The sequence below is a fragment of the Luteimonas colneyensis genome, assembly GCF_014836665.1.
Lineage (GTDB): Bacteria > Pseudomonadota > Gammaproteobacteria > Xanthomonadales > Xanthomonadaceae > Luteimonas > Luteimonas colneyensis.
The window spans coordinates 166,520-190,289 of record NZ_JACSQJ010000003.1 but is presented as its reverse complement, the minus strand read 5'-3'; the positions used below and the strand labels follow the sequence as shown (position 1 = coordinate 190,289).

Annotated in this window: 21 protein-coding genes; 18 read left to right on the top strand and 3 right to left on the bottom strand. The window is 71.1% G+C overall.

Going from position 1 to position 23,770, the window contains the following annotated elements; translation table 11 throughout:
• Positions 1-65: 65 nt before the first annotated feature.
• On the bottom strand, positions 66-2,438 hold the full coding sequence (locus tag H9645_RS07805) for a TonB-dependent receptor plug domain-containing protein (protein ID WP_191729135.1): 2,373 nt from the start codon (positions 2,436-2,438) through the stop codon (positions 66-68).
• A 126-nt stretch (positions 2,439-2,564) separates the two neighbouring features.
• A complete protein-coding gene (locus tag H9645_RS14355) occupies positions 2,565-3,521 on the bottom strand; it encodes a 2OG-Fe(II) oxygenase (RefSeq protein WP_191729134.1) in 957 nt (318 codons plus the stop codon).
• A 69-nt stretch (positions 3,522-3,590) separates the two neighbouring features.
• Here H9645_RS14355 and H9645_RS07795 point away from each other — a divergent pair, with 69 nt between their 5' ends.
• From H9645_RS07795 to H9645_RS07770, 6 genes are all read left to right on the top strand, one after another.
• A complete protein-coding gene (locus H9645_RS07795) occupies positions 3,591-5,519 on the top strand; it encodes an ABC-F family ATP-binding cassette domain-containing protein (RefSeq protein ID WP_191729133.1) in 1,929 nt (642 codons plus the stop codon).
• 60 nt (positions 5,520-5,579) lie between these two features.
• Positions 5,580-7,109, top strand: a complete 1,530-nt coding sequence (locus H9645_RS07790; protein WP_191729132.1) for a hypothetical protein — start codon at positions 5,580-5,582, stop codon at positions 7,107-7,109.
• Between the two features lie 63 nt (positions 7,110-7,172).
• Entirely contained in the window at positions 7,173-7,625 is a 453-nt protein-coding gene (locus H9645_RS07785) for a universal stress protein (RefSeq protein ID WP_191729131.1), read from the top strand.
• Positions 7,626-7,702: 77 nt separating this feature from the next.
• Positions 7,703-8,383, top strand: a complete 681-nt coding sequence (locus H9645_RS07780) for a hypothetical protein (RefSeq protein WP_225218097.1) — start codon at positions 7,703-7,705, stop codon at positions 8,381-8,383.
• 126 nt (positions 8,384-8,509) lie between these two features.
• Positions 8,510-8,899, top strand: a complete 390-nt coding sequence (locus tag H9645_RS07775; RefSeq protein WP_191729130.1) for an FmdB family zinc ribbon protein — start codon at positions 8,510-8,512, stop codon at positions 8,897-8,899.
• On the top strand, positions 8,896-10,110 hold the full coding sequence (locus H9645_RS07770; RefSeq protein WP_191729129.1) for a cation:proton antiporter: 1,215 nt from the start codon (positions 8,896-8,898) through the stop codon (positions 10,108-10,110). Before H9645_RS07775 ends, H9645_RS07770 begins: the two co-directional genes overlap by 4 nt.
• 12 nt (positions 10,111-10,122) lie before the next feature.
• Here H9645_RS07770 and H9645_RS07765 read toward each other — a convergent pair whose 3' ends face one another.
• Complete coding sequence (locus H9645_RS07765; RefSeq protein WP_191729128.1) at positions 10,123-11,406, bottom strand: MFS transporter; 1,284 nt, start codon at positions 11,404-11,406, stop codon at positions 10,123-10,125.
• 682 nt (positions 11,407-12,088) lie between these two features.
• Here H9645_RS07765 and aspS point away from each other — a divergent pair.
• From aspS to napA, 12 genes are all read left to right on the top strand, one after another.
• A complete protein-coding gene (gene aspS / locus H9645_RS07760) occupies positions 12,089-13,858 on the top strand; it encodes an aspartate--tRNA ligase (protein ID WP_191729127.1) in 1,770 nt (589 codons plus the stop codon).
• Between the two features lie 57 nt (positions 13,859-13,915).
• The gene (locus H9645_RS07755) at positions 13,916-14,443 is read left to right on the top strand and encodes a GNAT family N-acetyltransferase (protein ID WP_191729126.1); all 528 of its coding nucleotides are present in this window, start codon (positions 13,916-13,918) and stop codon (positions 14,441-14,443) included.
• A 16-nt stretch (positions 14,444-14,459) separates the two neighbouring features.
• A complete protein-coding gene (locus H9645_RS07750) occupies positions 14,460-15,185 on the top strand; it encodes an esterase/lipase family protein (protein ID WP_191729125.1) in 726 nt (241 codons plus the stop codon).
• Positions 15,186-15,258: 73 nt separating this feature from the next.
• Positions 15,259-15,990, top strand: a complete 732-nt coding sequence (locus H9645_RS07745) for a YebC/PmpR family DNA-binding transcriptional regulator (RefSeq protein ID WP_191729124.1) — start codon at positions 15,259-15,261, stop codon at positions 15,988-15,990.
• Between the two features lie 9 nt (positions 15,991-15,999).
• Positions 16,000-16,536 carry a crossover junction endodeoxyribonuclease RuvC gene (gene ruvC, locus H9645_RS07740; RefSeq protein WP_191729123.1) on the top strand — a complete coding sequence of 179 codons (537 nt, stop codon included), beginning with the start codon at positions 16,000-16,002 and terminating at the stop codon, positions 16,534-16,536.
• On the top strand, positions 16,533-17,123 hold the full coding sequence (gene ruvA / locus H9645_RS07735) for a Holliday junction branch migration protein RuvA (RefSeq protein ID WP_191729122.1): 591 nt from the start codon (positions 16,533-16,535) through the stop codon (positions 17,121-17,123). The genes ruvC and ruvA overlap by 4 nt, the downstream gene beginning before the upstream one ends.
• Before the next feature lie 22 nt (positions 17,124-17,145).
• Positions 17,146-19,089 (top strand): potassium transporter Kup, encoded by a 1,944-nt coding sequence (locus H9645_RS07730; RefSeq protein ID WP_191729121.1) that lies wholly within the window; start codon positions 17,146-17,148, stop codon positions 19,087-19,089.
• Positions 19,090-19,155: 66 nt separating this feature from the next.
• The gene (locus H9645_RS07725; RefSeq protein ID WP_191729120.1) at positions 19,156-20,145 is read left to right on the top strand and encodes an LLM class flavin-dependent oxidoreductase; all 990 of its coding nucleotides are present in this window, start codon (positions 19,156-19,158) and stop codon (positions 20,143-20,145) included.
• Positions 20,146-20,282: 137 nt separating this feature from the next.
• On the top strand, positions 20,283-20,444 hold the full coding sequence (locus tag H9645_RS07720; RefSeq protein WP_189499230.1) for a periplasmic nitrate reductase, NapE protein: 162 nt from the start codon (positions 20,283-20,285) through the stop codon (positions 20,442-20,444).
• A gap of 16 nt (positions 20,445-20,460) precedes the next feature.
• Complete coding sequence (napF, locus tag H9645_RS07715; protein ID WP_191729119.1) at positions 20,461-20,982, top strand: ferredoxin-type protein NapF; 522 nt, start codon at positions 20,461-20,463, stop codon at positions 20,980-20,982.
• Positions 20,972-21,274: a chaperone NapD gene (locus H9645_RS07710; protein ID WP_225218096.1), complete on the top strand. Its 303-nt coding sequence runs from the start codon at positions 20,972-20,974 to the stop codon at positions 21,272-21,274. The genes napF and H9645_RS07710 overlap by 11 nt, the downstream gene beginning before the upstream one ends.
• On the top strand, positions 21,271-23,769 hold the full coding sequence (gene napA, locus H9645_RS07705) for a periplasmic nitrate reductase subunit alpha (protein ID WP_191729118.1): 2,499 nt from the start codon (positions 21,271-21,273) through the stop codon (positions 23,767-23,769). Before H9645_RS07710 ends, napA begins: the two co-directional genes overlap by 4 nt.
• Position 23,770 lies beyond the last annotated feature (1 nt).

The window sequence follows — 23,770 nt, the reverse complement described above, 5'->3', positions numbered from 1 at the left end:
CGGACAGGATAGAGGAGGCCCGGTGACCGCGGTTGGACGGCGGTCACCGGGCGCAGGTCACGCGCTTACCAGGCGTAGGCGATCCGGCCGTACACGAACGCCCCGTTGAAACCGAACGGCGACAGGTTGCTGTACGGGAACTGCCCGTTGGTCGAGTTGGCGAAGCTGTTCTCGTCCGGGTACTCGTTGAGCAGGTTGTCGGCGCCGAGCGTGAAGGTCCATCTGTCGAAGCGGTACGCCGCCGAGGCGTCGAGCAGCCATTTGGCGCCGTAGGTCTGGTCGTTGGCGGCGTTGGCCGGGCGGGTGGTGACGCTGCCGTAGCGGGTCGCGGCCAGGTTGAAGTCCCAGGCTTCCAGCGACCAGGTGCCCGAGAGCAGCAGCTTGGTGTTCGGGAAGCCGTCCTCGATGCGGCCGATTTCGGTGCGGTCGATGCGCTCGAGGCTCAGCCCGGCCTGCTCCAGCTCCTCCGGGTTGGGCGCGATGCGGGTGATCTCGGTGTCGGTCCAGTTCCAGGCCGCGGTCAGGTCGAGGGTTCCGCCGCCGACGTCCAGGCCGTAGTTGGCGACCACGTCGATGCCCTGCGTGCGGGTGTCGATGGCGTTGGTGAAGTAGCGGCCGCCGTTCACCCCGAAGATGCCCCGCGATTCCAGCAGCGCGCGCACCGCGTCCCCGGTGAGGTTTGACGACAGCGCGATCCGGTCGTCGACCTCGATGTGGTAGGCATCGATGGTGACGTACAGGCGGTCGGCCGGCTGCAGCACCAGGCCCAGGCTGTAGGACAGCGATTCCTCCGGCTGCAGCGGCTCGGCGCCGAAGGCCTGCGCCACCGCGCTGGAGGCCGGGAAGGTGCGGATCTCGAAGGGCTCGGGAATGCCGGCCAGGTAGATCGTGCTGATGGTCTGGAAGTACTGCTGCGCCAGCGAGGGCGCGCGGAAGCCGCTGGACACCGTGCCGCGCAGGGCGACCGCGTCGGTGAAGGCGTAGCGCGCGGAGAGCTTGCCCGAGGCCTGGCTGCCGAAGTCGTCGTAGTCCTCGTAGCGGCCGGCGATGCCGCCGGAGAACTTCTCCGTGAAGTCGGCCTCCAGCCCGGCATAGACGGCGTGGCTGTCACGCGAGTACGCGCCCGACACTTCGGGCGCGAAGCCGCCGAAGCCCTGTGCGCCGCCCGGGCGGCCGAGGTCGGGCTGGGCGTAGGAGCCCCATTCGCCCGGCGACTGGTTCCACTTCTCGTTGCGGAACTCGACGCCCAGGGCCAGCGTGGCCGGATAGGCCAGGCCCCAGTCGAGCTGCCGGCTGAGGTCGAAGTTGGCGATGTTCTGGGTGGTCTCCAGCGCGCCGTCGTAGAACGAGGTCGGCGAGTCGGCGCCGATGCTGGCGTTGAGCGTGTTGCGGGTGAAGAACTCGAGGTTGTTGTAGCCGTGGTTGAAGCTCAGGTCCCAGTCCCAGGCCTCGCCGAAGCGGCCCTTGAGGCCGGCGACGATGGCACGGTCGCGGGAGACGTTGTTGATTTCGGGCAAGAAGCCGTCCGGATGGATCGAGGGGATGTTCTGGTTCGGGTTGCCCGGCGCGCGGAAGAACGCGAACGAGGTGATGTCGCGGTTGCTGATCGAGCCGAAGGCGTAGGCCGACAGGGTGTCGCTGATGTCGAAGCCGGCGTTGAACGAGGCCGCGGCGGCATCGACCTCGGGGTCGCCGATGACGAAGGCCTTCTGGCCGGGTTCGGGCTGGGTCGGCGAGGGCGTGCCGGCGAAGGGCCGGGCGCGATTGGTGTTGTCCTGCTGGTTGACCTGGCCCGACAGGTGCAGGAAGCCGCGACCATCGCCCAGCGACAGGCCGGCATCGCCGCCGAGCTGGGTCTGGGCACCGTCGCCGGCCGAGTACCGGCCGTGGCTGAGCGCCAGGCTGCCGCCTTCGCTGGCGCCCTTGAGCACCACGTTGACCACGCCGGCGATGGCGTCGGAGCCGTACTGCGCCGAGGCGCCGTCGCGCAGCACCTCCACGCGCTCGATCGCCGAGACCGGGATGGTGTTGAGGTCCACCGGCGCCGAGCCGCGGCCGATGGTGCCGTTGAGATTCAGCAGCGAGGACGCGTGGCGGCGCTTGCCGTTGACCAGCACCAGCACCTGGTCGGGGGCGAGGCCGCGCAGCTGCGCCGGGCGGATCGCGCTGGTGCCGTCGGTCAGGGCCGGGCGCGGGAAGTTGAGCGAGGGCAGGGCGCGCGCCAGCGCGGTGGCGAGCTCGGTGGTGCCGGTCGCCTGCAGCGCGTCGCTGGTGATGATGTCGATCGGCGACTGCGATTCGGCCACGGTGCGATCGCTGACGCGGGTGCCGGTGACGATGACGTTGTCGAGGCTGGTCGCCGGGCGGGTGTCCTGGGCATGGACGACGGCGGGCGCGAGGACGGCAAGCAGGGCGAGGCCGAGCGGGTGGCGTGGCATGCGGAACTCCTGTGGGGGACGAGGCCCTCCGCGTTCCGGCGGGGGCATCTTCGCTTTAACACCCGCTGAACGGGTGGTCAATCCGCCAGGATCCTGTGCATGGTCGTTCTGCTTGTGGAACGACCCTCAGGTGAACTCGCGTTCCCGCATCCAGCGCGTCGCGATCCACTTCTCGCCGCGCGTCACCGGGGCGCCGGCATGGAAGGACATCGGGTCGGTGCGCGACTGGGCGTCGGTGTAGGCGAAGAACACGGCGCTGCCCTTGCGCGGGCCGACGGAGAGGGCGCAGCGCGGGAAGGTGGTTTCGCCGCCGGCCTCGACGTCGTTGAGGTAGATCACCAGGCTGGCGATGCGCTGCCCCCCGTTGCGCAGGTGCGCGGCCTGCCCGGGGCGACCGAGGTCGAAGTAGTCGTAGTGCGGCTGGTATTCGGCGCCGACGCCATAGCGCATGACCTGCAGCGGTTCGCCCTGCGCCAGCGGCACGCCGGTGATCGCGGCGATGCGGGCGTCCAGGCGCGCGACCAGCGGCGAGGCGCCGCGTCGGACCACGGCGAGTTCGCTGGTACGGCGCTCGTCGATCCTGCTGCCGCCGCGCTCGGAATCGACCACGCCGGCGCGCTGGAGCCGCGGTCCGGCCTCGGCGACCAGCGCATCGCACTCTTCGCCGGTCAGCACGTTCTCGAACAGGACCACGTGCGGGCGCTGCAGGCGGAACGCGACGTGGACTCCGCCGTGGTCGCAGGCGATGGTGCGGGCGTCGGCGGGGATCATCGCCACCGGATGGAACGGCAGCTGCGCCGGGACGGTGCCGTCCGCCGGGGCCACGGGGGCGGTGACCTGGCCCTGCGGCAGCCGGTGGGCGACCGCGGGCTGGCCGGCGGCCGCGCGCGAGAACCCGGCCTTGAAGCCGTCGGGATCGGACAGCACCGCGTTGTAGATCCGGCGCACCTGCAGTTCGTCGAAGCCCTGGCGCAGCAGGGCGGGCAGCACCTGGTCCAGCGGCGCGCCGCCGGTCACCTGCGCGTGGAGCCAGGACGCCACCTGTACGCTGAGCTGCATCGCCATCGCCTTGCCCTCCGCCACGCGCCCCTCCGGCACGGAACCGACGTTACCGCAGGCCGGCAGGACCGCGCAGCCCGGTAAACTGCCGGGATGATTTCCTTCCGCAATTTCGCCCTGCGCCGCGGCGAGCGCCTGCTGCTGTCCGACGTCGACCTCTCGCTCCATGCCGGCTGGCGCGTGGGCGTGGTCGGCCGCAACGGCACCGGCAAGTCGTCCCTGTTCGCCGCCGTGCGCGGCGAGGTCGAGGCCGACCGGGGCGACCTCGACCTGCCCTCGCGCCTGCGCATCGCCTCGATCGCGCAGGAGATGCCCTCGCTGCCCGATCCCGCCATCGACTTCGTGCTGGCCGGCGACGCCGCGGTGCATGCCGCGCTGCAGGCCGAGGCCAACGCCTTCGCCGCCGAGGACTGGGAGGCCGTGGCCGAGGCGCACCAGAAGCTGGAAGAAGTGGGCGGCTACGACGGCGCCGCGCGCGCGGGGAAGCTGCTGCACGGCCTGGGCTTCCCGGGCGAGGCGCAGCAGCGTCCGGTGTCGAGCTTTTCCGGCGGCTGGCGCGTGCGCCTGAACCTGGCACGCGCGCTGATGACGCCGTCCGACGTGCTGCTGCTCGACGAGCCCACCAACCACCTCGACCTCGACGCCGTGCTCTGGCTCGAGCAGTGGCTGATGAAGTACCAGGGCACCCTGCTGCTGATCTCGCACGACCGCGAGTTCCTCGACAACGTCAACACCCACACCCTGCACCTGCACGGCGGCCGGGCGAAGCTGTACATCGGCAACTACACCGCCTTCGAGCGCCAGCGCGCCGAGCAGCTGCGCCAGCAGCAGATCCAGCACGAGAAGGTGCAGGCCGAGCGCGCGCACCTGCAGAGCTTCATCGACCGCTTCAAGGCCAGCGCCGCCAAGGCCGCGCAGGCGCAGTCGCGGGTCAAGCGCCTGGCCAAGCTGGCCGACACCGAAGCGGTGCGCGCCGAGCGCGAGGTGCGGATCGACTTCCCCGCGCCGGTGAAGCTGCCGCACGCGCTGCTGCGCCTGAACCACGCCGACTGCGGCTATCCCCCCGCGGCCTCCCTCCCTGCAGGGGGCGCAGGGGATGCAGGGGATGCCGGTGCGGCGACGGTCATCCTGCGCGACGCCAACTTCGGCCTGGAAGCGGGCGACCGCATCGGCCTGCTCGGCCCCAACGGCGCCGGCAAGTCGACGCTGGTGAAGTCGCTGGTCGGCGACCTTGCCCTGCTCGGCGGCGAGCGCTACGCGCACCCGGACCTGCGCATCGGCTACTTCGCCCAGCACACGGTCGAGGCGCTGGTGGCCGGCACTTCGCCGATCGACCATCTGCGCGAGATCTCGCCCAGCGCCTCCACCCAGGACTTCCGCAATTTCCTCGGCAAGTGGAGCTTCCCCGGCGACCGTGCCTTCGAGTCGATCGACGGCTTCAGCGGCGGCGAGCGCGCGCGCCTGGCGCTGGCGTTGATCGCCTGGCGCCAGCCCAACGTGCTGCTGCTCGACGAGCCCACCAACCATCTCGACCTGGAGATGCGCGAGGCCCTGGCCGAGGCGCTCAGTGACTTCCCCGGCGCGATCGTGCTCGTCTCGCACGACCGGCACCTCATCGGCCTGGTCAGCGACACCTACTGGCGCGTGGCCGACGGCGTGGTCCAGCCCTTCGATGGCGACCTCGACGACTACGCGGCCTGGCTGCGCTCGCGGCCGCAGGACGCGAAGGCGGCCGAGGCGTCGGGCGGTGCGTCCGCGGCGAAGCAGGCGGAGGCCGCGGCACCCGCGCCCGCGCCGCCTGCGCCCGCAGCGAAGTCCAAGGTCAATCCGCACCGGCTGTCGAAGGCGGAAGCGCGGGTCGCGGAGCTTGAAGCCGGACTCGCCGGGATCGAAGCCGAACTCGCCGATCCCGCGATCTATGCCGACGGCGGTACGCGCGGGCAGGAGCTCACGCGCCGGCAGCAGGCGCTGCGCAGGGAGCTGCAGGAGGCCGAGGAGGCGCTGCTCGACCTCTACGGCTGAATGCCGGCCGCCCCGTGCCAGGCCTATAGTCGGGGCTCCAGCACGAGGAAGGGGCAGGGCATGCAACGATCCGCAGCCTGGGCCGCGGCCGCGCTTGCCGCGCTGATGGCGATGACGTCGGAGGGCGCGCAGGCGGCACGCCTGCGCACCCCGCCGCCGCCGCCCGGGACCGTGCTGCTGGTCGGCGAGGTCAACGTGGGAGGCGTGCATGCCGGCGTGCTCGAGCTGCGGCTCGACGGCGCCCTCCAGGCCCAGGTGCCTGCCGGGCAGGGCCCGTTCCAGATCGAACTGCCCGCCACTACCGACGCCGGCATGGTGAGCCTCGACTACGTTGCGCCGGGGCTGCGGCTCAGGTCGCTGCTGGGTGGCCGGCGGCGGCTGGCCGGACTGGCCGGCAGCGACGGCCGGGTGACTCCGGACGACGAGGACGGCCTGCGCGTCTCGCCGCTGTCGACCGCCGTCGCCGTGCTTGCGTCGACGGTCGACGGCGTGCCGCCGGCCACGGACGCGGCCTTCGCCGCCGCCATCCGCGCGGCCTGGGGCTCCGACATCCGGGTGGTGGCGACCGCGCTGGAGCGCCTTGCCGTCGACCCCGCCCGACTGCCGCCCGGCGTCCCGGACGGCCTGTCGCTGGTCGAGGACATCGAGGCGTTCAACGCCGCCCTTCGCGCCGATCCGCAGCTGGCCTCGTCGCCGCAGCTGGTGTTCGATCCTATGCCGGTGACCTCCGTCGCGCCGGACGACGTGCGACCGGTGCGCGCCTTCGCGCAGCCGCACGGCGCCCCGGGCACGCCGGTGGAGAGCAACCACGGGCTGCTGCTGGAGCCGGACGGGCAGGGCGCCCTCATCCTGCACGGGATGGACCATCGTCCGAAGGCGTACTCGGCGCTGCCCGATGCGGACGGGGCGCTGCAGCTGCTGCCGCTGCAGTCCGTGCCGACGTGGGTGGGCTATTCGTCCTGCCGCTCCGATCCCGAAGCGACCGGCATGCTGGTGGCGACCGTGCTCGCGCGCGACCTGCGCAGGCACTGGCGCGGGCAGGGCGTGTCGCTGTGGCAGTTCGGGTCCGACATCCGCTACGAGCAGCCCGACTGCCCGGATCCGCAGCCCTGGCAGGAGCGCTGGATCGAGCTGTGGGCCTCGCCCGAACTTCCGCGCGCCCGCACCCACGACGTGCCGGCGAAGCTGGTCGGCCGCCATTCGCTGCCGATGACCTGCGGCGTGGACTATCCGCACCATCTGGTGGTGGAAGCCTGCGGCCGTGCCGACCACGTGCTGGCGCGCGATGGCAGCGGCATGGCCCATCCCGCCGGAGAGGCACCGCTGGCGCTCACCTGGGGCCGGGAGGCGAGCGGGGCGATCCGCTTCGACTACGGCGGCGGGCGCGTGTCGCGGCAGTGGCTGATCGACGCTGGGGACGGCGTTGTCCAGACCGTGGCCTGGGTGGGCGAAGCCGAACTCCACGGCTATACGGCGACCGGCAGCGGCCACGCCAGCCGCGTCCTCGGCGCCGGCGCAGCGCGGGAGGCCGCGGCTCCGGCAGGCGGGCGGGTGCGCGCCGGCCCGCGCTACGGCGGCGGCGTCCACTGACCTGGATCAATGCGGCCGGGAAAGACCGGATGCACGCTGCGGGAGAGCAAGAGGAGGAACGTCATGTACAGGCAGATCCTGATCCCCACCGACGGCAGCCAGCTGTCGCTGGCCGCCATCGACCAGGGCGTCGCGTTCGCGAAGGAGACCGGCGCCAGCGTGCACTTCTTCACCGTGACCGCGCCCATCCACGTCTATGGCGTGACCGGCGAGGCGCTGGTGGGCGGCTACGACGACTACACCCGGGCGGCCCGCGACGAGGGCGCGCGCCGCCTGGCCGCGGCCGAGGCGCACGCGACCGCGGCCGGCGTGCCGTGCACCTCCAGCATGGTCGAGAGCGACCACGCCTGGGAGGCGATCATCAACGCCGCCAACGACGCCGGCTGCGACCTGATCGCGATGGCCTCGCATGGCCGCCGCGGACTCGGTGCGCTGGTGCTGGGCAGCGAGACGCTCAAGGTGCTGACGCATTCGACGATCCCGGTGCTGGTGTACCGCGAGCCGAAGCCGCGCTGAGCCCAGCCGGGCTCGCTGTCATGCGGATTGCCCGCCGCCCGCGCGGCGGTTAGGGTGGACGGATGAATACGATCCGGATGTCCGCCCTCTCCCTCGCGCTGCCGGCCCTGGTGGCCTGCGCGCCGTCCACCGAGTCCGCGCCGGTGACGCCCGCCGGCGGCGACGCCGCCGCGGTCGCGACGGCCGGCGCACCCGCGCCCGCCGACCAGCCAGCCGACGCCTTCATGGCGGCGCTGGCCAGCCACTGCGGCCAGGCCTTCGCCGGCCGCATCGTCGCCAACGAGCCGGCGTCGCCGGCACCCGACGCCTTCGAGGGCAAGGCCCTGGTGATGCACGTCCGCGGCTGCGACGAGCCATCGAAGCAGCTGCTGGTCCCGTTCCACGTCGGCGACGACCATTCGCGCACCTGGGTGATCACGCGCACCGGCACCGGCCTGCGCCTGAAGCACGACCATCGCCACGAGGACGGCACGCCGGACGAGCAGACCATGTACGGCGGCGAGAGCGTGGCCGCGGGCACCGCCGTGCGCCAGGAGTTCCCCGTCGACGCCGAATCGATCGAACTCTTTGGCCGCACCGGTGCCAACGTCTCCACCACCAACACCTGGGCGATGGAGATCGAGCCGGGCCAGCGCTTCCTCTACGAGCTCTCGCGCCCGGAAGACGAGGTGAACCCGCAGGGGCGCCTCTTCCAGGTCGAGTTCGACCTGACCACGCCGGTCGAACTGCCGCCCGCGCCGTGGGGCAGCACCGACTGACCCGGCGCACTGCTCCAAAGCCTCCGCAACCCCTTTCCCCGCCTTGCAGGGAGAGGGGTGGTGTCTTGATTTGCGGCGATGGAACCGCAGAATGCGCGCAGCATTCCGCTGTTTCCGGTTCCCGCCATGCCCATCTACGCCTTCCGCTGCGCCGCCTGCGGCCATGAATTCGACCGTCTGCAGAAGCTGTCCGACCCGGATCCGGACACCTGTCCGGCGTGCGCGGCGCAGGGTGGGGTCGGCCGCAAGCTGACCGCGCCGGCCTTCCGCTTGGCCGGCAGCGGCTGGTACGAGACCGACTTCAAGAAGGACGGCGATACGAAGCGCAACCTCGCCGAAGGCGGCGAGGGCGCAGGCAAGGCCGACGGCGCCAAGGGCGATGCGCCGGCCGCGAGCCCGGCGGCCGGGGCCGCCGTGAAGCCGGGGAACGCCGCGACCGCACCTTCCACCAGCGGCCCCTCCGCGAGCCCGGCTTCGGCAAGCGCGCCCGCCGCCGCCAAGCCTGCGGGCGGATGAAGCAGGAGCTGCTCTACCTCATCCTGATCTTCGCCCTGCTGGTGGTGCCGCGGGCGCTGCAGCGCTGGAAGCTGCCGGCACCGCTGACCTGCCTGCTGTTCGGCCTGCTGGCGATGCTGGCCTGGGGCGACCGGGTGCACGATCCGGTGGTGATCCTGCTGTCGACGCTGGGCATCTCGTCGCTGTTCCTGTTCGCGGGCCTGGAGGTCGATCCCCGGGAGCTGCGCCGCGGCGCCGGGCCGCTGCTCGCCCACCTGCTGATCCGCTGCGCCACGCTGGCCGGCGCCGCCTGGCTGGCCTGGCGCTACCTCGACCTGGGCTGGCAGGCCGCGACCCTGCTGGCGCTGGCCCTGCTGACGCCGTCCACCGGTTTCATCCTCGACACGCTCGAGCGCCTGGGGCTGGGCGAGGATGAGCGCTTCTGGGTTACCAGCAAGGCGATCGCCGGCGAGCTGCTGGCGCTGGCGGCGCTGTTCGTGGTGCTGCAGGCCGGCGATCCGCTGATGATGGCCGTCAACACCGGCGTGCTGGTGGCGATGCTGGTCGGCCTGCCGCTGCTGTTCGTGGCGATGGGGCGCTGGGTGGTGCCGCACGCGCCGGGCTCGGAGTTCTCGCTGCTGGTGATGGTGGGCATGGTGGCGGCCTACATCACCTATTCGATGGGCGTGTACTACCTGGTCGGCGCCTTCATCGCCGGTCTGGTGGCCCGGCTGCTGCGCATCCGCATGCCACGCCTGGCCTCGGACGACAACATCCATGCGCTGCGCCTGTTCGCCAGCTTCTTCGTGCCCTTCTACTTCTTCCACGCCGGCACCGGCATCCCGCGCGAGGCGCTGTCCTGGGAGGCGGTGCTGCTGGGCGTGGCCCTGACGATGGTGGTGCTGCCGCTGCGGATCGGCGTGGTCTGGCTGCAGCGCCGGGTGCTGTTCCGGGAAGCGCACGCCGGCACGCTCAAGGTCTCGGTGGCGCTGGCGCCGACCCTGGTGTTCACGCTGGTGCTGGCCGGCATCCTGTACCAGCGCTTCGACCTGCCGCCGGTGATCTACGGCGCGCTGCTGCTCTACACCGCGATCAACACCCTGCTGCCCTCGCTGGTGCTGAAGGCGCCGTTCGACGTGGATCCGGCGGACGAGGCGCTGGCGCGGGGCGCCGAGGCGCAGCTCGCGGCGCACGGTGCCGCCCCGCACGACGCCAGGCCCCCGGCCGCCTGAGGACGCGGATCGTCAGGCGGCGGGCCTGGCGTCCGGGGCGACGGCGCCTGGCTCCGGCGCGTCGTCCGATGCCGGGACGTCGACGTCGGGCAGAAGCTCGATCGCCGTCGGCGTGGTCCGCAGCATCGCGTGGAAGACGGACGGATGGCTGTTGTCGCGGTGGCGCAGCAGCCTGCGTCCGCCCGCGACCAGCGCCGCCAGCACCAGGGTGGTGGCGTAGAACGCCGGCAGCGCGCCGGCGCCGTAGCGCGTCATCGCCACGCCCGCCACCGCCGGCCCGATCGCCGAGCCCACGCCGTTGAGGAGCAGCAGGCTGCTGCCGGCCGACAGCGTGTCCTCGGGCGGCAGGTGGTCGAGCAGGTGGGCCATGCAGATCGGATAGATCGCGAACGCCAGCCCGCCGAAGCAGAAGCACAGCGCGTACAGCGGCCAGCCCGACTGTCCGGCCGGCAGCATCATCGCCACCGCCGCGCCCGCCGCCAGCAGGCAGACGATGACCAGGGCCGTGCGGCGGTCGCCGCCGTCGGACAGGCGGCCGATGGGCCACTGCAGCGCCGCGCCGCCGATGATGGTGGTGCTCATCAGCAGCGCCACGCCAGTGACGTCGAGCCCGATGCGGGTGGCGAACACCGCCGCCAGGCCCCAGAAGCCGCCCAGCGTCATCCCCGCCAGCAGCGCGCCCAGCGTGGCCGCCGGCGCCGCGCGGAACAGCGCCTTCAGCGCCAGGCGCGGCATGGCCGGCAGCTCCGGCTGGACCATGCGGCTGGCGGTGACCGGCAGCGCCGCCAGGCAGACCAGGATCGCCACCAGGCTGAAGAGTGCGAACCCGGCCGGATCGGCCACGCCCACCAGCCACTGGCCGGCGGCCAGCGCGAACAGGTTCACCACCATGTAGGCCGCGAACACCTGGCTGCGCTGCCCGGGCGGCGCCTGCACGTTCAGCCAGCTCTCGATCACCGTGTACAGCCCCACCAGCGCCACGCCCGTGCCCAGCCGCAGCAGGCCCCAGGCCCAGGGCGAGACGAGGATGGGATGCAGCAGCACCGTGGCGGCGCACAGGCAGGCATAGAAGGCGAAGGCGCGGATGTGGCCGATGCGCTGGATCAGCCCGGGGGCGGCGTAGGTGCCGAAGAAGAAGCCGGCGAAATAGGCCGACATCACCAGGCCCAGCACCTGGTCGTCATAGCCCTCGATGCGCCCGCGCACCGCGAGCAGGGTGCTGAGCAGGCCGCTGCCCGCGAGCAGCAGGGCCACGCCGGCAAGCAGGGCGGCGAGGGGCCGGACGGCCGCGATCATCGCGGAATGCTCCGGCGTGACTTCGTGGGGACGCGGGCGGAACAGGTGGCACGGATTCGGGCGATGCGATGCAGCAGGGCGGTCAAACCGGTCCTCGAAGCGGCGATACGTTCCGACAGTGTCGCCCTTATGGCAGGCGCGCTGGGTGAACGCAGCCTGTGACGGCTCTTCGGGACAGTCCGCGCCGCGGGAGGCGGCTGACGGGGGGAGTGCTCCGCCCCGCCGCCAGCCATCCATGGCTGGAAGCGGGGGCGTGGGCCGTCCCTGGCCCACTCTCCGCACTCCCCCCGCCATCCACCTCCCGCACCACCTTCGCCGGCTTCGGGAAGAGCGCAACAGCACGCTCTGGCCAGCATCGGCGCACGCCGCAGGGCGTGGGGTTCGAATCCCCGGGCCCATCCCACAGTCCGGAAGTGCGATCGCCACCGAAGCCGAACCCTCCAACCTTGCGGGGCGGGGCGCTGCAGGGGGGGGTATGGACAGCGCACAAGGACGTGCGCGGTAGGCACTTCAGCCATGGATGGCTGATGTGCCGGTCCATACCCCCCCCCTGCAGCGCCACGCCTCTCGCCCGAAGCCGATGCTCTCGGCACGCCAAGCCACGAGCACCGAAGCGGACTCCCAAGCCCCGACCCGTTAAAATCCCCGGCTTGCCGCGCGGCGCGGTCATTCCGGAGTTTCCATGCGTACCCATTTCTGCGGCCTGATCGACGAGTCGATGGTCGGCCGGACCGTCACCCTCTGCGGCTGGGCCGACGTCGCCCGCGACCTCGGCGGCCTGTGCTTCATCGACCTGCGCGACCACGAAGGCATCGTCCAGGTGGTGGCCGAACCGTCGGACGCAGAGGGCAATGCCGACGTGGTCACCACCGCCGCGAAGGTGGGCTACGAGGACTGCCTGCGCGTGACCGGCACCGTGCGCCGCCGCGAATCGGTGAACCCGAAGATCCGCACCGGCCAGGTGGAAGTGGTCGCCACCGCGATCGAAGTGCTGAACAAGGCCGAGCCGCTGCCCTTCCACCACCACGAGAACCCGGGCGAGGACATCCGCCTGAAGTACCGCTACCTCGACCTGCGCAGCCCCGAGATGCAGCGCCGCATGCGCACGCGCACGAAGCTGGTCGCGGCGCTGCGCCGCTGGCTGGACGCGCGCGATTTCCAGGACATCGAGACCCCGATCCTGACGAAGGCGACGCCCGAGGGCGCGCGCGACTTCCTGGTGCCTGCGCGCATGCACGAGGGCGAGTTCTACGCCCTGCCGCAGAGCCCGCAGCTGTTCAAGCAGATCCTGATGATGGCGGGCTTCGACCGCTACTACCAGATCGCGCGCTGCTTCCGCGACGAGGCCCTGCGCGCCGACCGCCAGCTCGAGTTCACCCAGCTCGACATGGAGTTCGCCTGGGTCGACGAGGCGATCGTGCAGGACACGGTCGAGCAGATGATGCAGGACGTGTTCCGCGAGGTGGTCGGCGTCGAGCTGGGCGCCTTCCCGCGCATGACCTGGGCCGAGGCCATGCGTCGCTACGGCTCCGACAAGCCGGACCTGCGCATCGCGCTGGAGCTGGTGGACGTGGACGACCAGGTGCGCGGTTCGCAGTTCAAGGTCTTCACCGACGTCGCCGGCGTGGACGGCCTGCGCGTGTGCGCGCTGCGCATTCCCGGCGGCGCCGCGCTCAGCCGCAAGCAGATCGACGAGTACGCCGCCCACGCCGCGAAGTACGGCGCCAAGGGACTTGCCTACGCGAAGATCGGCGAGGACGGCGCGGTGAATTCGCCGGTGGCGAAGTTCTTCGACGAGGCCGCGTTCGCGGCGCTGCTGCAGCATGTGGGCGCGTCGAACGGCGACATCGTGTTCTTCGGCGCCGGCGCCTACAACACGGTCAGCGACTTCATGGGCGCGGTGCGGCTCAAGGCGGGCAAGGACTTCGGCCTGGTCGAGGACGGCTGGAAGCCGCTCTGGGTCACCGACTTCCCGATGTTCGAGTTCGACGACGAGGCCCAGCGCTACGTCGCGCTGCACCACCCCTTCACCGCGCCGGCGGTGGACGACATCGACGACCTGCGCGCCAACGCGCGCACCGCCACCAGCCGCGGCTACGACATGGTGCTCAACGGCAACGAGATCGGCGGCGGTTCGATCCGCATCCATCGCCCGCGGATGCAGGCGGCGGTGTTCGAGCTGCTGGGCATCGGCGCGGAGGAGCAGCAGGCCAAGTTCGGCTTCCTGCTCGACGCGCTGAAGTACGGCGCACCGCCGCACGGCGGCATCGCCTTCGGCATCGACCGCATCGCCGCGCTGATGGCGGGGACCGAGTCGATCCGCGACGTCATCGCTTTCCCCAAGACCACCACCGCGCAGTGCCTGATGACCGGCGCGCCGTCGCCGATCGAGGACGCGCAGCTGGCGGAAGTCCACGTCGCCGTCCGCCCGAAGGCCCAGCCGGCCGCGTAGGAGCGGCTGCAGCCGCGATAGCCGGATGTCCCCGACCGATCGGAGATGATGCGCGTCATGCCGCCCGCCATCCGCCGCGCAACGCCCGAGGACGCCGGGATCCTGTCCCGGCTCTCCGCGCATACGTTCACCGAGACCTTCGGCCATCTCTATCCGCCGGAGGACCTCGCCGCCTTCATCGCCGAGGCCTACGCCGAGGAGCGCCAGCGCGTGATCCTGTCGCATCCCGACTACGCGGTCTGGCTGCTGGAGGACGCTGGCGAGGCGGTGGGTCATGCCGCGGCGGGTCCCTGCGGCCTGCCGCATCCCGACGTTGCTCCGGGCGACGGCGAGCTCAAGCGCCTCTACCTGCTGGCTTCGCACCAGGGCGACGGCTGGGGCGGGCGGCTGTTCGACACCGCGATCGCCTGGCTGGAGCGCGATGGCCCGCGCAGGCTGTGGATCGGCGTGTGGTCGGGGAACTCCGGTGCGCAGCGCTTCTACGCGCGGCGTGGCTTCGAGTCAGTGGGCGAGTACCTGTTCCCCGTCGGCGCGACCCGCGACCGCGAGTTCATCCTCCGCCGCGACGCGGCGCTGGCCGCGTAGCCGCGACTGCGACCGCATGCGCGCAGGAGATCCTCCCGTTCCGCCGCCTGCCGGCGATTCCGGCCCCGGCCCCGGCCCCGGTCCCGGTCCCGGCCCCGGTCCCGGTCCCGGCCGCGGCTCCGGCCCGCAGGCGTCCCGCGTCCTCCTCGTCCACGGCCTGTGGATGCCGCCGCTGTCCATGTGGCGCTTCGCGGCGCGCCTGCGCGCGCACGGCTTCGATACCGGCGTGCTCGGCTACCGCAGCATCGTCGGCAGTACCGCCGCGGCCGTGGATGCCGTCCGCGAGCGCCTGCGCGGCGGCCCGCCGACCCATGTCGTCGGACACAGCCTCGGCGGCCTGATGGCCCTGGAGGCCCTGCGCGTCGAGCCGACGCTTCCGGTCGCGCGCCTCGTCTGCCTGGGCACGCCGCTGTGCGGCAGCAGGGTGGCGCAGACGATGTCGCGGCACGCCCTGACCACGCTCTACCTCGGGCGCAGCGCGGCCCTGCTGCGGAGTGGATGCGCGGTGCTTCCGGCCGGCGTCGAGGTCGGCATGGTCGCCGGCCGCCGCCCGCGCGGCCTGGGCGCGCTGGTGGCGCGCTTCGAGGGCGTGCACGACGGCACGGTGGCGCTCGGGGAGACCCGGGTCCCGGGGCTGGCCGACCATGTCGTCATCGACGCCTCGCACACCGGCCTGGTCCTCGGCGCCGAGGCCGCGCGGCAGGCGCTCGGCTTCCTGCGCGAGGGGCGCTTCCCGCGCTGACGCCGCGGCGGCCCGCGTGCCCGGAAGGAGTAGAATCCGGGCTCGTTCCAGCATTGAAGAAAGGGTGCTACGCATGGGCAGGGGTCCCTCGATCGAGGCCCGCAAGAACGCGGAAGACGCGCGTCGCGGGAAGATCTTCACCAAGCTGATCCGCGAGATCTCGGTCTCCGCGCGCGCTGGTGGAGGTGACCCCGGGGGCAACCCGCGGCTGCGCAGCGCCATCGACAAGGCTCTGTCGGCCAACATGACCAAGGACGTGATCGAGCGTGCGGTCAAGAAGGCCACCGGCGAGCTGGAAGGCGTCGACTACGAAGAGATCCGCTACGAGGGCTATGCCCCGGGCGGCGTCGCCGTGATCGTCGACTGCCTGACCGACAACAAGGTCCGCACGGTGGCCGACGTGCGCCATGCCTTCGGCAAGTTCGGCGGCAACCTCGGCACCGACGGCTCGGTGGCCTTCATGTTCAACAAGCAGGGCATCCTGCGCTACGACGCCGGCGCCGACGAGGACGCGGTGACCAACGCCGCCATCGAGGCCGGCGCCGAGGACGTGGTGGTCTATCCCGAAGATGGCGCCATCGACGTGCTGACCGCGCCCGAGGACTTCGCCGCCGTGCGCGACGCCATGGCCGCCGCCGGCCTGCCGGCCGCACATGCGGAGGTCACCCTGCGCGCCGACAACGACATCGCCGTCGAAGGCGAGACCGCGCAGCAGGTGGTCAAGCTGCTGCGCTGGCTGGAAGACCTCGACGACGTGCAGGACGTGTATTCGAACGCCGACCTCGGCGACGACGCGTACGCGTAGACTGGCGGCGTGACCAGGATCCTCGGCATCGACCCCGGCTCGCAGCGCACCGGCGTCGGCATCATCGACGTCGATGCCGCCGGCCGCGCCACGCACGTGTACCACGCGCCGCTGGACCTGCTGGCCGGTGCCACGGCCGTTCCCGGCGACCTGCCGCAGCGCCTGCGCCGGCTGCTCGACGGCCTGCGTGCGGTGATCGACGAGCACCGCCCGGACGAGGTCGCGATCGAGCAGGTGTTCGTGTCGAAGAACGCCGACTCCGCGCTCAAGCTCGGCCAGGCCCGCGGCGCGGCGATCTGCGCCGTGGTGATGCACGGGCTGCCGGTCAGCGAGTACGGCGCGCGCCAGGTGAAGCTTGCCCTGGTGGGCAAGGGCGCGGCCGACAAGGTCCAGGTGCAGCACATGGTCGGCGCGATCCTCGGCCTCAAGGGCCGCCTGCAGGCCGACGCCGCCGACGCGCTGGCGATCGCCATCACCCACGCCCACACCCGCGCCAGCGCGCAGCGCATGGGCATCGATGCCCGCATGGCCTGGAGCCGGAGATGATCGGACGCCTGCGCGGCCTGCTCGCGCACAAGTCGCCCCCGTGGCTGGTGCTGGACGTCAACGGCGTCGGCTATGAGCTGGAGGCGCCGATGAGCACCTTCTACGAACTGCCGGTGCTGGGGAAGGAGGTCACGCTCTTCACCCACTACGCGCAGAAGGAGGATTCGGTATCGCTGTACGGCTTCGCGAGCGAGGCCGAGCGGCGCCTGTTCCGCGACGTGCAGCGGGTCACCGGCATCGGCGCGAAGATCGCGCTGGCGATCCTGTCCGGCGCCAGCGTCGAGGAGTTCGCGCGCCTGGTGCAGGCCGGCGACGTCACCGCGCTCACGAGGATCCCGGGCATCGGCAAGAAGACCGCCGAGCGCATCGTGGTCGAGCTGCGCGACCGCGCCGAGGCGATCATGGGCGGGGCGCTCGCCGTGCCCGCCGCCGGCGTTCCGGCCGATCCGCTGTCGGAGGCGACGGTGGCGCTGCAGCAGCTGGGCTACAAGCCCGCCGAGGCCCAGCGCATGGCGCGCCAGGCGCATGTCGACGGCGACGCTGCGGAAACCATCATCCGGAAGGCGCTACAGTCCGCGCTTCGCTGAGCCGCGCCGGGTCGAAGCCTCCATGTCCGCAGCTGCACCCACGCCTTCCGCCGCGCCGCAGGCCGCGCGCGGCGACCGTCATGACCAGGGCCACGGCCACGGCAGGATCGGGCTGTTCGGCCTGGTGGTCGGCGCGGTCGGCGTGGTCTTCGGCGACATCGGCACCAGCCCGCTGTATACGCTGCGCGAGGCCTTCAACCCGCACTACGGGCTGACCGCCAACCACGACACGGTGCTCGGCATCCTGTCGCTGGTCTTCTGGGCGCTGACGGTGGTGGTGACGTTCAAGTACGTCACCATCATCATGCGCGCCGACAACGAGGGCGAGGGCGGCATCATGGCGCTCATGGCGCTGGCCCAGCGCAGCCTGAAGCCCGGGTCGAAGTCGGTCTACCTGGTGGGGCTGCTGGGCGTGTTCGGTGCCTCGCTGTTCTTCGGCGACGGCGTGATCACGCCGGCGATCTCGGTGCTGTCGGCGGTCGAAGGCCTGGAGGTGGTGGCGCCGCAGCTGCACGACTGGATCGTGCCGATCACGGTGGGCGTGCTGGCCGGGCTGTTCGCCACCCAGCGCTACGGCACCGAGAAGGTCGGTCGCGTGTTCGGGCCCATCACCATCATCTGGTTCCTGTCGCTGGCCGCGCTGGGCGTGCTCAACATCACCCACGAGCCCGAGGTGCTGAAGGCCATCAATCCGTGGTGGGCGGCGCGCTTCTTCGTGGAGCACAGCTGGGGCGGCGTCTTCATCCTCGGCGCGGTGGTGCTGGCGGTCACCGGCGGCGAGGCGATCTACACCGACATGGGCCACTTCGGCGCGCGCCCGATCCGGCTGGGCTGGTACTGGTTCGTGCTGCCCTCGCTGATGCTGAACTACCTGGGACAGGGCGCGCTGGTGCTCGAGGACCCGGCGGCGATCCGCAACCCGTTCTTCATCGGCGTGCCCGAATGGGGACGCTGGCCGATGATCCTGCTGGCCACGGCGGCCACGGTGATCGCCTCGCAGGCGGTGATCACCGGCGGCTTCTCGGTCGCGCGCCAGGCGATGCAGCTGGGCTACATCCCGCGCATGCGCATCAAGCACACCTCCAGCGAGACCATCGGCCAGATCTACATCCCGGCGATCAACTGGTCGATGGCGGTGATCGTGATCCTGCTGGTGCTGAGCTTCCGCTCGTCGTCGTCGCTGGCCGCCGCCTACGGCATCTCGGTGTCGATGACGATGCTGATCGACACGCTGCTGCTGGCGATCGTCGCGCGCGCGCTGTGGCCCAAGGCGCGGCGCTGGGTGCTGCCCTGCTGCGTCGGCTTCTTCGTGATCGACATCGCCTTCGTGGTGGCCAACGGTGCCAAGGTGCTGCAGGGCGCGTGGTTCCCGCTGGTGCTGGGCATCGTGCTGTTCACCATGCTGCGCACCTGGCGCCGCGGCCGCCAGCTGCTGCGTGATGCGGTCCAGGCCGACGGCCTGCGCCTGGACACCTTCATCTCCGGGCTGATGCTGGCGCCACCGGTACGCGTGCCCGGCACGGCGATCTTCATGACCAGCGACCCGGGCGTGGTGCCGCATGCGTTCATGCACAACCTCAAGCACAACAAGGTGCTGCACGAGCGCAACCTGTTCCTGACCGCCGAGACCCTGGCCGTGCCCTACGCGCCGCGCGAGCGTCGGCTCGAGCTGCGCGGAATCGGCGACGACTTCTACAAGGTCACGGTGCGCTTCGGCTTCATGGAGACGCCCGACGTGCCGCTGGCGCTGATGCGTGCCTGCGACCTCGAGGGCCTGGACCTCGACCCCATGGACACCACCTATTTCGTCGGCCGTGAGACGGTGGTGTCGCGTCGACGCGTCGGCATGCCGGTGTGGCGCGACAAGCTGTTCGCACTCATGCACCGCAACGCGGCGCCGGCCAACGCCTATTTCCGCATTCCCGGGAACCGGTTGATCGAGCTGGGAGCGCAGGTGGAAATCTGAGTCCCGGGGCTGGCAACCGCGGCGAGCGGCCCCATGTCCGGGTGAGACCCGTCGCCCGAGCCCGCCATGATCCCGTACTCCCTGCTCGACCTGGCCCCCGTCCGCGAAGGCGACACGCCGGCGCAGGCCTTCGCCAACAGCCTCGACCTTGCGCGCCACGCCGAGGCCCAGGGCTACCGCCGCTTCTGGCTGGCCGAGCACCACAACATGCCCGGCATCGCCAGCGCCGCGACCTCGGTGCTGATCGGCCACATCGCCGGCGGCACCTCGACCATCCGCGTCGGCGCCGGCGGGGTGATGCTGCCCAACCACTCGCCGCTGCAGGTGGCCGAGCAGTTCGGCACCCTGGCCTCGCTGTATCCCGACCGCATCGACCTCGGACTGGGCCGTGCGCCCGGCACCGACCAGGCGACCACGCGCGCGCTGCGCCGCTACTACGACGCCGCCGACGCCTTCCCGCACGACGTCGGCGAACTGCTGGCCTATTTCGGGCCGGTGCGGCCGGGACAGAAGGTGCAGGCGGTGCCCGGCGCGGGCATGGAGGTGCCGGTGTGGCTGCTCGGTTCGAGCCTCTTCAGCGCGCGCCTGGCCGCGGCCATGGGCCTGCCTTTCGCCTTCGCCTCGCACTTCGCGCCGGCGATGATGGAGCAGGCGCTGGCGCTGTATCGCCACGAGTTCCGACCGTCCGGACGGCTGTCGGCGCCGTACGCGATGCTCGCGCTGAACGTGGTCGGCGCCGGCACCGATGCGGAGGCGCGGCGTCTGTTCACCACCATGCAGCAGACCTTCGTGCGACTGCGCCGCGGCGAGATCGGCCTGGTACCGCCGCCGGTGGACGACATCGATGCGTACTGCACGCCGCAGGAAAAGGCGGGCGTGGACCAGGCCCTGGCCTGCTCGGTGGTCGGCGACGAGGCGACGCTGCGCGACGGCATCGCGGCCTTCGTCGAACGCCATCGCCCGGACGAGCTGATGCTGACCGCCAACATCTTCGACCACGACGCACGCTTGGCCTCGTTCGCCATGGCGGCCCGGGCCTGCGCCCCGCTGTCGTAAGCGCGGCATCCGGTTTCCGCCGCGCCGAGGCCGCGCGCGGATGCGTTGTATCTACTTGAATACAGCGTGATTTTCTGGCCTCTTCGCACGTTTGGCGCTAGGCTGTATTCATCCAGCAGCAGCCAGCGGAGCGCGCCTTGGACGCGGATACCGGCCAGCCCAGCAAGCGCAACGAACTCACGCTTTTCCTGTTCATCACGGTGGTGCTGTTTCCCATCCTGTCGGTGATGATCGTCGGCGGCTACGGCTTCGCGGTGTGGTTCTGGCAGATGTTCGTCGCCGGCCCGCCGACCGCCTGAGGGACGCAGGAACGTGATGGCCGCCTCCCGGAACCAGGCACCGGACCGCGACCGCAGGGCACTGCTGCGTGGACGGCTGCGCCGGACCCCTTTGCTGCGTCCGCCGTGGGCGCTCGAGGAATCCCGCTTCGCCTCCGCGTGCACCGCGTGCAACGCCTGCGTCGAAGCCTGCCCGCAGCGCGTGCTGGTGGCGGGCGAGGGCGGGCTGCCGGAATTCGATCCGGGACGCGGCGAATGCACCTTCTGCGGCGACTGCGCGCGGGCCTGCGACGCGAACGCCTTCGCAGCGCTCGATGAGGCGCCCTGGTCGCTGCGCGCGCAGGTCGGCGAGGCCTGCCTGGCCGGTCGCGGCATCGTCTGCTCCAGCTGCCGCGACGCATGCGGCGAGTCCGCGATCGCCTTCCCGCCCACGCGCGCGGTGCCGATGCCGCGGATCGAGAGCGACCGCTGCACCGGCTGCGGTGCCTGCGTGCCGGCCTGTCCGACCACGGCGATCTCGCTGGCCGCGCTGACCGCCGAGGTGCTGCTTGAAGCCTGAACCTTCGAACGAGTGGCACGTCGCCAGCCTGGTGGTGCGCCATCATCCCGCGGCAATCCCCGCGCTTGCCGACGCCGTCGCCGGCGCCGCCGGCCTCGACCTGGCCCTGCAGGAAGACACCTGCAGCGTGCTGGTGCAGGAAAGCGACGGCACCCGCAGCCTGATGGCCAGCATCGACCTGCTGCAGGCGCTGCCCGGCGTGATCACCGTCAACCTCGTCTACCACCACGTCGAGCGGCAGGCGCCGCCCGGCGACGTTTCCGCATCCGATCCACAGGAGTCCCACGGATGAGCACCAGCCGCCGCGAATTCATCCGAAACAGCGCCATCGCCAGCGCCGCCGTCGCCGCCGGCATCCCGGTCCCGGGCCACGTCCAGGAGGCCGTGGTCGAGGGCGACAAGGGCCTGAAGTGGAGCAAGGCGCCCTGCCGCTACTGCGGCACCGGCTGCGGCATCAACGTCGCCGTGCGCGACGGCCGCGTGGTCGCTACCCACGGCGACGTCAAGGCCGAGGTCAACCGCGGGCTCAACTGCGTCAAGGGCTATTTCCTGTCGAAGGTGATGTACGGCGCCGACCGCCTGACCACGCCGCTGCTGCGCAAGAAGAACGGCGCCTACGACAAGGAAGGCGACTTCACGCCGGTGACCTGGGACGAGGCCTTCGACGTGATGGAGGAGAAGTTCCGCGCGGTGCTCAAGGCCAAGGGCGGCGACGGCATCGGCATGTTCGGTTCCGGCCAGTGGACGGTGTGGGAGGGCTATGCCGCCAACAAGCTGATGAAGGCCGGCTTCCGCAGCAACCACATCGATCCCAACGCGCGCCACTGCATGGCGTCCGCGGTCACCGGCTTCATGCGCACCTTCGGCATGGACGAGCCGATGGGCTGCTACGACGACATCGAGGCCGCCGACGCCTTCGTGCTCTGGGGCTCGAACATGGCCGAGATGCACCCGATCCTGTGGACCCGGGTCACCGACCGCCGGCTGTCGAACCCGCACGTCAAGGTCGCGGTGCTGTCGACCTACGAGCACCGCAGCTTCGACCTGGCCGACATCCCGATGGTGTTCAAGCCGCAGACGGACCTGGTGATCCTGAACTACATCGCCAACCACATCATCCAGTCGGGCAAGGTCAACAGGGACTTCGTCGACAGGCACACCACCTTCAAGCGCGGCAACGACGACATCGGCTACGGCCTGCGCCCCGAGCATCCGCTGCAGGTGGCGGCGAAGAACGCGAACGATCCCAACGGCGGCACGGCGATCGATTTCGACGAGTTCGCGCGCTTCGTCGCGCCCTACACGCTGGACAAGGCCGTGGAGATGACCGGCGTCGAGCGCGGCTGGCTGGAGCAGCTGGCCGAGCTGTACGCCAACCCCGACATCAAGGTGATGTCGTTCTGGACCATGGGCTTCAACCAGCACACGCGCGGCACCTGGGCCAACAACATGGTCTACAACATCCACCTGCTGACCGGGAAGATCGCGACGCCGGGCAACAGCCCGTTCTCGCTGACCGGCCAGCCTTCGGCCTGCGGCACCGCGCGCGAGGTCGGCACCTTCGCCCACCGCCTGCCGGCGGACATGGTGGTGACCAATCCCGAGCACCGGGCCGCGGCCGAGGACATCTGGAAGATCCCGCGCGGGATCATCAAGGACAAGATCGGCTACGCCGCCACCGAGCAGAACCGCGCGCTCAAGGACGGCCTGCTCAACGCCTACTGGGTGCAGGTCAACAACAACATGCAGGCCGGCGCGAACATCCTCGAGGAGGGCTATCCGGGCTATCGCAACCCGGACAACTTCATCGTGGTGTCCGATGCCTATCCCACCGTCACCTGCCAGGCCGCCGACCTGGTCCTGCCCACGGCCATGTGGGTGGAGAAGGAAGGCGCCTACGGCAACGCCGAGCGCCGCACGCACTTCTGGCACCAGCTGGTGGATGCGCCCGGAGAGGCGAAGTCGGACCTCTGGCAGCTGATGGAGTTCTCCAAGCGCTTCACCACCGACGAGTGCTGGCCCGAGGAGATCCTGGCCGCCAATCCGCAGTTCCGCGGCAAGACGCTCTTCGACGTGCTGTACCGCAACGGCAAGGTCGACGCCTTCGGCGTGGACGAAATCGAGGCCGGCTACGCCAACCACGAGGCCGAGGCCTTCGGCTTCTACCCGCAGAAGGGCCTGTTCGAGGAGTACGCCGAGTTCGGGCGCGGCCATGCGCACGACCTCGCGCCCTTCGACCGCTACCACCAGGAGCGCGGCCTGCGCTGGCCGGTGGTCGACGGCAAGGAGACCCGTTGGCGCTACCGCGAGGGCGCGGACCCCTACGTCAAGGCGGGCACGGGCTTCGAGTTCTACGGCAACCCCGACGGACGCGCGGTGATCTGGGCGCTGCCCTACGAGCCTCCGGCGGAGTCGCCCAACGAGGAATACGACCTGTGGCTGGTCACAGGCCGCGTGCTGGAGCACTGGCACTCGGGCTCGATGACCATGCGCATCCCCGAGCTGTACAAGGCCGTGCCCTCGGCGGTGGTCTACATGCATCCGGACGATGCGCGTGCGCGCGGGCTCAAGCGCGGCGACGAAGTCGAGGTCTCCTCGATCCGCGGCGGCATGCGCACGCGCGTCGAGACCCGCGGCCGCAACCGGATGCCACGCGGCGTGATCTTCGTGCCCTGGTACGACGCGGCGCAGCTGATCAACAAGGTCACGCTGGACGCGACCTGCCCGATCTCCAAGCAGACCGACTTCAAGAAATGCGCGGCGAAGGTCGTCGCGGTGGGAGCCTGAC

Excerpts from the sequence above, each read along its gene's own strand:
- H9645_RS07785 (WP_191729131.1), top strand. The coding sequence starts at position 7,173 with ATGTACAGGCAGATCCTGATCCCCACCGACGGCAGCCAGCTGTCGCTG.
- ruvA (WP_191729122.1), top strand. The coding sequence starts at position 16,533 with ATGATCGGACGCCTGCGCGGCCTGCTCGCGCACAAGTCGCCCCCGTGG.
- H9645_RS07775 (WP_191729130.1), top strand. The coding sequence starts at position 8,510 with ATGCCCATCTACGCCTTCCGCTGCGCCGCCTGCGGCCATGAATTCGAC.
- H9645_RS07755 (WP_191729126.1), top strand. The coding sequence starts at position 13,916 with ATGCCGCCCGCCATCCGCCGCGCAACGCCCGAGGACGCCGGGATCCTG.
- H9645_RS07750 (WP_191729125.1), top strand. The coding sequence starts at position 14,460 with ATGCGCGCAGGAGATCCTCCCGTTCCGCCGCCTGCCGGCGATTCCGGC.
- H9645_RS07770 (WP_191729129.1), top strand. The coding sequence starts at position 8,896 with ATGAAGCAGGAGCTGCTCTACCTCATCCTGATCTTCGCCCTGCTGGTG.
- H9645_RS07730 (WP_191729121.1), top strand. The coding sequence starts at position 17,146 with ATGTCCGCAGCTGCACCCACGCCTTCCGCCGCGCCGCAGGCCGCGCGC.
- H9645_RS07790 (WP_191729132.1), top strand. The coding sequence starts at position 5,580 with ATGCAACGATCCGCAGCCTGGGCCGCGGCCGCGCTTGCCGCGCTGATG.
- H9645_RS07745 (WP_191729124.1), top strand. The coding sequence starts at position 15,259 with ATGGGCAGGGGTCCCTCGATCGAGGCCCGCAAGAACGCGGAAGACGCG.
- H9645_RS07765 (WP_191729128.1), bottom strand. The coding sequence starts at position 11,406 with ATGATCGCGGCCGTCCGGCCCCTCGCCGCCCTGCTTGCCGGCGTGGCC.
- H9645_RS07805 (WP_191729135.1), bottom strand. The coding sequence starts at position 2,438 with ATGCCACGCCACCCGCTCGGCCTCGCCCTGCTTGCCGTCCTCGCGCCC.
- H9645_RS07780 (WP_225218097.1), top strand. The coding sequence starts at position 7,703 with ATGTCCGCCCTCTCCCTCGCGCTGCCGGCCCTGGTGGCCTGCGCGCCG.
- H9645_RS07725 (WP_191729120.1), top strand. The coding sequence starts at position 19,156 with ATGATCCCGTACTCCCTGCTCGACCTGGCCCCCGTCCGCGAAGGCGAC.
- H9645_RS07795 (WP_191729133.1), top strand. The coding sequence starts at position 3,591 with ATGATTTCCTTCCGCAATTTCGCCCTGCGCCGCGGCGAGCGCCTGCTG.
- napA (WP_191729118.1), top strand. The coding sequence starts at position 21,271 with ATGAGCACCAGCCGCCGCGAATTCATCCGAAACAGCGCCATCGCCAGC.
- aspS (WP_191729127.1), top strand. The coding sequence starts at position 12,089 with ATGCGTACCCATTTCTGCGGCCTGATCGACGAGTCGATGGTCGGCCGG.
- napF (WP_191729119.1), top strand. The coding sequence starts at position 20,461 with ATGGCCGCCTCCCGGAACCAGGCACCGGACCGCGACCGCAGGGCACTG.